Here is a 10,128-nt window from a genome sequence, read left to right on the forward strand (position 1 = left end):
CGACATTCACGCTCGCTATTTCTAGCCACGTTGTAGTTCAATCAGCTTTAGGGATTGCCCGCAGTTAACCCTCACTACTAGCCAATCACTTGACTAGCAGGGCTTACTGATATATTTAATTAACTTTCGTTATAATTGGTTAAATAAATCGTAACAGTTAATTACCCTTCTTGTTGTATTGTAATCATATTAATCATTATATTAAGTATAATAGATAAAATTAAAAAATTGAAATTAATTCTCACCTTAATACAATTAGAAAACTGACTACCACTTGTGCAAAAACAAATAGTTCATTATCCTTAAACTATAATCTCATTCGTTCGGAGGGAACTATGTTACAAAAATTCGGTTTCTCACAATATGAAAGCCAAGCTTACGAAGTTGTCGTATCAAGCAACGAACCATTAGATGCTACAACGATTGTGAAGCATTCTGGCGTGCCAAAAGCAAAAATATATGAAGTGCTTGCACGTCTAATCGATAAAGGAATGGTAATGGATTCTGTTTCGGAGAAGAAAAAGATGTATACAGCATTACCACTCAAGCTAGCAATTGAAAAATTAACGACAGAATTTCAATCCAATATTAAAGAATTAGAGACAACTATATCGAAAAAATCATTTACAGATGATCGTGTATGGAGCTTAAAAATGCAATCTTCTATTCGCGTTCAAAGTAAAGAGCTCATCGAAAGTGCAAAAGAATCAATTCGCATTTCAGCTTGGAACGATACCCTTTTAGAATATCTTCCGTTATTAGAAGAAAAAGCAAAACAAGGCGTCAAAACCGAAGCCCTTATAGTTGGAAAAGTAAAAACAGACTTAGAAAACATGCATTTTCTAATCCCAGCCGAAGAGCCTAACGCGCTAGAGCGATACTTACTGCTCATCGTTGACGACCGTGAAATTTTATTTGCTGGTGTAGAGCAAGAGTCATGGCAAGCGATGAAAACAATGTCACAACCTTTCGTAAAGTTCTTTACAGAATTTTTCTACCATGACGTTGCACTTGCAAAGATTACCCAGAAACACCATGATCTCTTTATGGAAGATGAGGAAATTAAGAGTTTGTTGATGAAGTTGAGATACTAAAAAAACGCCTCTATTACAAGGCGTTTTTTTCTACATTTCTTTTCTATTTTTCATCTTTAACACATAAGCTCCTGCAATAATAAAACCAAGTCCTAGAACAAATAAAACCGTAAATTCATTGCCGACGCCACCTGTAGCTGGTAATCGCACTTCATTATGAGTACTAGGTTGTTGCATTGGCTTCACATCAGCAGAAGGTTTCACTTCTCCATTCGGTGTTGGCTTATTTGGCTTAGAAGGAAACGATGCCTTTTCTTCTTTCTTATTTTTCACAATATGTTTAATAATTTCTCCATCCTCTTTTATTTCAAATCCGAATGTCTCTTCATTTATTACATATCCATTTGGTGCTATTGTTTCTTTATACGTGTACTTTCCGTATGGTAGTTTGAATTTCGCTATACCTTGCTCATTTGTTTTTCCTTTTACTACTTCTTTCCCTTGTTCGTTGTAGATTGTAAATTCTGCGTTCGGCAGTTTCGTATTCCCATCCGCTATATCTACTTTCGTTATTTCTAACTCGCCTTCTACTTTCTTATCTTGAACGATATGTTTAATAATTTCTCCATTCTCTTTTATTTCAAATGCGAACGTCTCTTCATTTATTACATATCCATTTGGTGCTATTGTTTCTTTATACGTATACTTTCCGTATGGTAGTTTGAATTTCGCTACACCTTTTTCATCTGTTTTTTCTTTTACTACTTCTTTCCCTTGTTCGTTGTAGATTGTAAACTCTGCATTTGGTAATTTCGTATTCCCATCCGCTATATCTACTTTCGTTATTTCTAACTCACCTTCTACTTTCTTATCTTGAACAATATGTTTAATAATTTGTCCATTCTCTTTTATTTCAAATGCGAATGTCTCTTCATTTATTACATATCCATTTGGCGCTATTGTTTCTTTATACGTGTACTTTCCGTATGGTAGTTTGAATTTCGCTACACCTTTTTCATCCGTTTTTCCTTTTACTACTTCTTTCCCTTGTTCGTTGTAGATTGTAAACTCTGCATTTGGTAATTTCGTATTCCCATCCGCTATATCTACTTTCGTTATTTCTAACTCACCTTCTACTTTCTTATCTTGAACAATATGTTTAATAATTTGTCCATTCTCTTTTATTTCAAATGCGAATGTCTCTTCATTTATTACATATCCATTTGGCGCTATTGTTTCTTTATACGTGTACTTTCCGTATGGTAGTTTGAATTTCGCTACACCTTTTTCATCCGTTTTTCCTTTTACTACTTCTTTCCCTTGTTCGTTGTAGATTGTAAATTCTGCGTTCGGCAGTTTCGTATTCCCATCCGCTATATCTACTTTCGTTATTTCTAATTCACCTTTTACATTTTCATTTTTAAGCTCTAATACAGCAGTTTCACCAGTTTTCACTTCAATTTTTTTAACACTTCCGTCTAACACATATCCAGCTGGCGCTTGAATTTCTTTGACGCTATATATACCGATTGGAAGATTACCTAACTCCGCAATCCCCTTATCATTAGTCGTAACATTTTGTTTAAAGTTTTCATTAGAAACTTCAAACACCGCTCCTTTTAATACTTCCTTTTTTTCTCCTAATTTCATAATCTTTAAAGAACCTACTGATTCCCAATTTACAACTAAATCTGTACTGATTTTCTCACTATTTCTTTGTAACAATACCGTTGTATTTTGAACTTTTTCCGATCCTTTAAAAGCTATTGCTTGTAAATTTGTTAAAGTAGACTTCACTTTCATTTTAAAGTTACCACTACTCGTATTTTTCGGTATTAATATTTTGAATTTTTCGTTAATCGATAACGTACTTTTCTCTTCACCATTTTCATTTACAATGCGAAGCCCTTTAGGAGCATTTTCAGGAAGAATTGTATAAGAGCCAGAAACCGCATTTGTTTGCACTGCATAAAATCCTGTTTCTAAATAATCACCTTTTTTTGTAGCAGTTTGTGAATCTACAGGATTAACTTTAAAGAATACATTTTGTGATCCAGTTTCTTTCTTTGAAACCTCTACTAAACGCTTCATAAGATTATGTACACGTTCATTTTTTGCAACTAAATCTTCTTCCGTTAATTCATTTGCTGCAATCCATACTGCTAATTGTGTAGCATAATGCGCTTCTTCCGTTGTCGCTACACCTAATTCAGATGGGCTTTTTTGAGGATATCCATTTAATAAAATACGATATACAGCATCGGATGTTTTCCCCATCTCAGGCAAATCATCCCCATTGGGCGAACGTAAATCAGGCGTTAAACAATACGCAATACTACCCGAAGCCGTTTTAATTATTTCTGTCTTTATTTCACGCTGTTTCGAATTACTATAGCTCCAATCCATTTTATATGTTTCTCTGTTCATTACTTCTGCCTTTACTTGTGGCATCGCAATTCCTAATAAAATAATAAGAGCACTTAAAAAACTAAACCATTTTCCTACCATCTTTCGTTTCATTCTCTCCACCACCATATATAAATTTCTACATGAAGCAATCTTACTGTTTCATTGTACTTATAGTGAAAAAAAGAGAATAGGTGGTTTTTTTGTAGTATCTTGTCGAATTGTTGAGAAAGTTTCACAGTAATAAGCCATTTTAAAACGTTTTGTTTTCATGCTGCTATTGACAAATAAACATTACATGTTTCCAATTTTCAAACATAATAAAAAAGGCACTTTATAAGTGCCTTCATATCTTACGAGAAACAAATTTCAAATGAATACATATTACTTATCTTTTTCCTTTATCTCCATCAACAGCTCAATAATCTTCTCATTTTGCTCCACTTGTTTCTCTGAATTTTGATAGATGAAACGAACCCATCTAAAAATAAACGCGACCACAAATATTGGTATAAGGCTAAGTATCACTCCGACTAAATCATATGCCATTTTCTATCACCTCGCTACATACAAATTCTCTACCTTTCTACTAAAACCTGCAATTTTTTACAAATAAAAAAGAACCTATCAAACGATAGATTCTTCCTTCGCAAACTGAGTAGAACGTCCTCTCGTAATCGAGAAAATCGCACAAAGCAGCGCTAATATAATAAAGCCGCCTCCTACCCAAGCATTATATATAACAGACGATTTCTCAATAACAACTCCGCCTACTGTTGAACCGAGCGCAATTCCTAAGTGAAGGGCAGAGTTATTTAAACTTTGCTGAATACCAGCTGATTCCGGTGCAATTTCAATTAAATAATTTTGTTGTGCTGGCGAAATAGCCCAGCTCAGCATACTCCAAAGTCCCATCATAATAATGAACAGCGGGAATGAGAATGTCATCATCGGCAATAGGAAGATCGCACACGCAAATACGATAATAATTGAAATAATACTTTTCTTCGATCCCCATTTATCAGCAAGCCAACCTCCGAAGCCGCCCCCAATTACTGCTGCGATTCCGAAGATGAAGTAAAATACACTAATCCAATTCGCTTCCACATGCATAACATCTTTTAAAAATGGTGTTAAATATGCATATAGTGTTAAATGACCCGTTAAAAATAAGAATGACGTTAACTGTGCACTGACGATTTTTTTATCTTTTAACGTAGCAATCTGCTCTCTTATTGATAATACCGATGTCGGTGGTACTTTCGTTAAGAATAATGAAATACAAGCGATTGCTATAACTGTTAAGATCGAAATGAGTACAAATGGTGCACGCCATCCGTATGCATTTCCGAGTACAAGGCCAAGCGGTACTCCAAGTACAAGTGACCCACTAATCCCCATGAAAATGATTCCAATTGCACGCGCACGAAAATGCGGTTCTACAACGCTAGAAGCAAGTGTTACTGACAGTGCAATAATAAGCGAACCACTCGCCGCACAAATCACCCTTGAGAACATTAACATCCCGTAATTCACACTAAATGCTGAAATAATATTTCCGATTAAGAAAATTGATAATGCCCCAACATACAATGTTTTTCTTTCAAATTTCCCTGTTAAAGCTAGTAAAACAGGACCTGATAAAGCAAATACTACTGAAAATATTGTGATAAGCTGACCAGCTGCACTAATAGATACACCTAAATCGTTGGCAACTAAATCGAGCGTTCCTCCTATAATTAGCTCAACCGTTCCGACTACGAAAGCCGCGATAGCTAAAATATACACACGAAAATTCAAGTCTTTCCCCACGCTTTCTTTTTTTGGTTACTACGATTATAGTAACCAAAAAAGAAAGCGGAAGCAAGTACAATTTTTTATCATAAGAAACTCCCCTCTTATGATATATCTCCAACATTTAAATAAAGATCCTTATCTGAAAAATTATCACTACTTCTATCCAATTTGTAATCAAACTAAGAAATATTAATAAAAAACAACATTTATTATTAAATTTTTATATATAAATTTAATTTATAATAAACTTGATTAAATTTCCTATTATTTACAAACGAATTGTACCAAATAAGATTTTTCTTTACTAGACTTGTATTAAAATTACAGAAAAATTATTATTTTCTTGTAGAGTAAATACTATACTTTACAAACACACAATAGTTTGGAATATCAAAAAACTTAGGGGGAAAAGAAATGAAAAAATTAACTGCACTAACTTTGACAGCAAGTATTTTAGCTTCAGCTGGGCTTGTGCCTACATCATCTTTCGCAGCAAGTAACGAACTTCCGTATTTAAATGAGATTAAGAAATTGCAGCCAGACGTAAGTACAGAAGAGTTAATTTCAGATATTATTGAAGTTGCAAAAAATACGGGCAATACAAAAGAAGCTTTAGCAGAACAAATTTATAAAGAATTAAAAGCAAATCATGAACAAGGAGAACGAGAAGCTACTCAACGAAATAATAAAGATACTACTAATGTTCAATATGGTGCTAGCGGCGGAAATGTAAAAGTAGGAAATTCTAATATGGGCGACTTTTATTATACTGGATCTACAACTGCTTATATGAATCACGGACATGTCGGTATGTACTATAGTAAAGACTTGATTGTTGAATCTGTACCAGACAAAGGTGTGCGCACAATTGCTACTAATAAACGCTTAGTTGATAAAGGTGATGCAGTTGTCAAATCTGTAAATACTTCTTGGCAAAATAAAAATGACGCAGCTTGGTGGGCGAAAGATCGTGTAGGAAAGGATGACTATTCTTATAATTTCGCAAACAATAGAAATACTAGCCATTATGGCGCGAAGAATTGTTCTAAATTGATATGGTCTGCTTATAAATTACATGGTGGTTTAGATTTAGATAAAGATGGTGGAGCAGGTGTATATCCTCGAGATGTTAGAGATGCGCAAAAAACATCGTTAATTCGTAATATATAATTTTAAAACTGAAAGTGAAACAATTTATTTGTTTCACTTTTTGGTTATTTGAGGAGCAGAAGTGAAAATGAAAAATCACCGGAAAATAATTCTATTTTTTACGATTATTATAACGATTGCAGTATTAGCTTACTATTTATGTATAAAAGATAAGAATGCAAACTTAATATCAGATAAAGAAATACAAAATAAAAATTTTTTAGATGATAAAAAGGCTGTGCTTTACTTCTCATCCACTGCCGATCAAGATTTAGATGGTAAAGGCATTAGTTATGCCATATTTATAAATAAACAAGGCGTTGCTAGCGGATATAAAATGGGTGGTCTAGAGCTCGGCGGTATTGGTGTATCCGACGATAAAAAACAAGTTCTATTAGAGAGTAAAAATACTATAACATTTCTAGGAGAAAATCCTACTACTCATAAAATAAAATACCAACATACCGGTGATTTTAATGGATATTTAGCAAACCAAAAGATATTTGTTACTATTTACAATTCAGGAATGGACAAAGAGAACGGGAACTATAATTCAAATGTTTTATTCGGAAATGAAAAAGTTATTCATAAAAGCAATATCCCTCATTTCATTATTAGCTCTGGATTAGATGGGGAAAATATTTTAGTAGCCACTCAAGAATTAGTTACTAATAAATACGAATTAAAAAAATTAACGTTTAATGATGCAACAATGAATATAGAGAATATTACAGCGCTTAATATAAATGGAAAAGAGGACCATGCTAATCTTTCACCTATTTTAGTAGATTCAGAGAATTACTACATGGTTATGAGTACAATTGATAAGGATGATCCGCTAAAAGGGGAAACATTCTTGTTACGTACTAATAAAGCCACTTTAGAACAAAATACAATATTTATGTATAAAGAAGAAAACTCAACTGCAACCAGCCCATTTTCATTAGATAATTCCGCATATATATATAACAACGAATTATATTTTTTAAACGGTCTTGGTGATATATATACATATAACCCTAAAAATAATACGATGAGCCATAAATTCACCATAGATTACCATGTTAAAGATGGCGTTAGATATAATGAACAAACTTATTTCGAAAACGACTCATTATATGTTCTACGTTATGATGCAAAGCGCAATAATAAATACTATATAGAAAGATACAACTTAACAAACGGAAGAAAAGTATCCGAACAAGAAATACAAGGTATAGAATCTATACTCGCCACCGTGAAAGGCGGAAAGAAAGTTTATGCTTATGACTTTAAAATGTTACTACCCAAAACAGGTAATTAACTATACTTAATTACCTGTTTCTAGGTTATAAAATAGGGTAATGTAATTCCCCATAATTCTAATTTTATACTTTCAAATTTTTTCACATAAAAAACAGGCGTATGATACGCCTGTTTTCTAATTATTAAACAGCAGTTTTATTCTTCTTATTTAAATACCAATATACCGGCAGTCCCGTAAAGACAATTCCAATTGATAAGAAACAACTTAGTGGATCGTTAATAATCGCACTACCGATTACAAAGAGTGAGCCCAAAATCGCAACGATTGGGACGATTGGGAATAACGGTACACTGTATGCACGCTCTTTATTTTTATTACGTTTTCTTAAAATGAAGACACCGATAAACGTCATTACATAGAAAATATAAATAATGAATACGGAAATCTCAGATAGCTTATTCGGATCGCTAATAATCATTAAAATAATTCCTAAAATGATTTCAACAGTAATCGCATTTGCTGGTGTTTTAAATCTTGGACTTTCCTTCGCAATAAACTTAGCAAATGGAAGTTGTCCACGTTCTGCCATCGACATCGGGATACGTGGGAACGTTAAAATCTTTCCATTTAAACAACCGAAAATAGAAACGATAATACCGATACTAATAATTTTCCCACCATATTCTCCAAGTAGCATTCCTGCAGCTGTCGCTGTTGCATTTTCTCCAAGTTCTACAATTTGCGTTGCTGGTAATACATTCAATAACGCCAAATTAATTAATACGTAAGCAGCTGTTACAATTAAAATCCCAACTGTCATTGCTTTCGGTAATAGCTTTGTTGGATTCTTCATTTCTCCACCAATCGAAGCAAGTAAAATCCAACCGTCATAAGCAAATAACGTTGCTAAAATTGCCATCCCGATACTTTGATTTTCTGATATCGGCACAACTACGTTAAAGATATCGCTATTCCCTTTCCAAAAACCTAACACAACAATTAATACGATTGGAATCATCTTCCCGATTGTCGTGATCGTTTGAACGATACCTCCGTATTTTGTTCCCATACTATTTACAACGCCAAGGAACACAACTGTTCCAATTGCGATTGGTAAATTCCATACTTTATCTAAATAGAAAAAATTAATCATTAAAGAACTAAAGTATAGCCCTAATGTTCCAATAATAGCTGGCCCATAAACAATTGTTTGCATCCAGCCTGATAAATATCCCCAAAAACTTCCATAAATCTCCTCTAAATACGTATACAACCCACCATTTTTCGGGATTTGCGCTCCTATTTCAGCTACTGTTAAACCGCTTGCTAACGTCAACAGACCACCAATTATCCAAGCAAGAATCGCCATATTAGAACTCCCCGAGTAATCTAATACGCTCCCTGGTTTCATAAACACACCAGACCCAATAATCGTTCCTACTACGATAGAAAGTGCTACCGTTAAACCAATTTTGTTCTTCTCATCATGATGCATGCTTCGTATCCTGGTTTAAAATTCTTATAAAAATCTATAAATTGTTGGCGAACCAAGTCAAATGCCAACTACCGAAAAGGAATCTCACCTTTTTCCTGTCCGTAAGGGTTGTGACCTTTTCATCCACCTATTGTGAAAGAATGACGGCAGGTTCCTGTTAGGAACGATCTGTCCTTGCATACTACCATTCATCCAAGTCAGTAGTATGCAAGAGGTTATAAGAAATAAACCAGTACCCCCCTTCTCATTTAAATTTTAAATACGAATTGTTGATTGCTCATATAAACAGTTTTGTGTAGAATGCTCCACAATTTCCAATTGTGATATTCTTTCCACGTTTGAATTGTTTGTAACCATTTTTTATATACTTTTTGCGTATTCTTTTTACTTTCTTCCATGGAAGCAACAAGAATACGCAGTTTTGTTGTAATTTGGTTTTTTAATAATAATATAATCTCTTTTGGTACTTGTTCTTGCAATTCTAATCCACGTCTTGCGATCGCGAATGCGGCTGCTTCATGAACGCTAATACCGAAATTTTTACTGTATTTTAATTTTCCAATCACACTTGTATAAGCGGGGTTTACTGTTTTAACAGAAAATCCGTTACGAAGAGACATACGAATTAAACTGTTCAACATCTTTTTATACGTAAATTGATGGAAATTACGATTACTGTATTTATCAGTATCATGAGATTGTTGAAACTTTAAATCTTCTAAAACAATTCCACCTACATTGTTTTCCAATAACCATGTTTTAATTTGTTGTACGATTTGTCCAATTATCGTTGCGCGTTTGTTTGTTGAAAACGCATTCAGATTGTGTAGATAAAAAATTTTTGAACCTTTAAAATTACCTTGTTTTGTACATAAACTAACTGCAATACGGTCCGGATTTACATCAATTCCTGCAATTACATCTGATTGTGGTGTTTCCTTGAAATCTAGTACACGACCTATTTCTGTTTCATCAAACGTAATATTTACATAAAATTCATT

At 33.7% G+C, this 10,128-nt stretch carries 8 protein-coding genes; 3 read left to right on the top strand and 5 right to left on the bottom strand.

Features of this window, described 5'->3' with window-relative positions; translation table 11 throughout:
* The first annotated feature begins 335 nt into the window (after positions 1–335).
* Complete coding sequence (locus PDQ40_RS25040) at positions 336–1,094, top strand: TrmB family transcriptional regulator (RefSeq protein ID WP_000939490.1); 759 nt, start codon at positions 336–338, stop codon at positions 1,092–1,094.
* Positions 1,095–1,124: 30 nt separating this feature from the next.
* Here the strand turns inward: PDQ40_RS25040 and PDQ40_RS25045 are convergent, their stop codons facing one another.
* The 3 genes from PDQ40_RS25045 to PDQ40_RS25055 all read right to left on the bottom strand — a co-directional run bounded on the left by PDQ40_RS25045 (position 1,125) and on the right by PDQ40_RS25055 (position 5,252).
* The gene (locus tag PDQ40_RS25045; protein WP_270691718.1) at positions 1,125–3,554 is read right to left on the bottom strand and encodes a SpaA isopeptide-forming pilin-related protein; all 2,430 of its coding nucleotides are present in this window, start codon (positions 3,552–3,554) and stop codon (positions 1,125–1,127) included.
* A gap of 270 nt (positions 3,555–3,824) precedes the next feature.
* Positions 3,825–3,989, bottom strand: coding sequence for a hypothetical protein (locus tag PDQ40_RS25050; protein WP_000312826.1), 165 nt, complete (start codon positions 3,987–3,989; stop codon positions 3,825–3,827).
* Between the two features lie 78 nt (positions 3,990–4,067).
* Positions 4,068–5,252 carry an MFS transporter gene (locus PDQ40_RS25055; protein WP_113732894.1) on the bottom strand — a complete coding sequence of 395 codons (1,185 nt, stop codon included), beginning with the start codon at positions 5,250–5,252 and terminating at the stop codon, positions 4,068–4,070.
* Positions 5,253–5,651: 399 nt separating this feature from the next.
* Between PDQ40_RS25055 and PDQ40_RS25060 the strand changes: the two genes are divergently transcribed.
* Together PDQ40_RS25060 and PDQ40_RS25065 are read left to right on the top strand one after the other, a co-directional pair.
* Positions 5,652–6,407: a YiiX/YebB-like N1pC/P60 family cysteine hydrolase gene (locus PDQ40_RS25060; protein WP_000736809.1), complete on the top strand. Its 756-nt coding sequence runs from the start codon at positions 5,652–5,654 to the stop codon at positions 6,405–6,407.
* A gap of 67 nt (positions 6,408–6,474) precedes the next feature.
* Positions 6,475–7,689 (top strand): hypothetical protein, encoded by a 1,215-nt coding sequence (locus tag PDQ40_RS25065; protein ID WP_000788578.1) that lies wholly within the window; start codon positions 6,475–6,477, stop codon positions 7,687–7,689.
* 124 nt (positions 7,690–7,813) lie between these two features.
* On the opposite strand, the gene PDQ40_RS25070 is transcribed toward PDQ40_RS25065, so the two are convergent.
* Entirely contained in the window at positions 7,814–9,127 is a 1,314-nt protein-coding gene (locus PDQ40_RS25070) for an APC family permease (protein ID WP_000546301.1), read from the bottom strand.
* A 248-nt stretch (positions 9,128–9,375) separates the two neighbouring features.
* The coding region (locus PDQ40_RS25075) for an IS200/IS605 family accessory protein TnpB-related protein (RefSeq protein ID WP_270691719.1) at positions 9,376–10,128 on the bottom strand (753 nt) is incomplete at its 5' end.

It is taken from the genome of Bacillus cereus group sp. Bc061 (assembly GCF_027715825.1).
GTDB lineage: Bacteria > Bacillota > Bacilli > Bacillales > Bacillaceae_G > Bacillus_A > Bacillus_A paranthracis.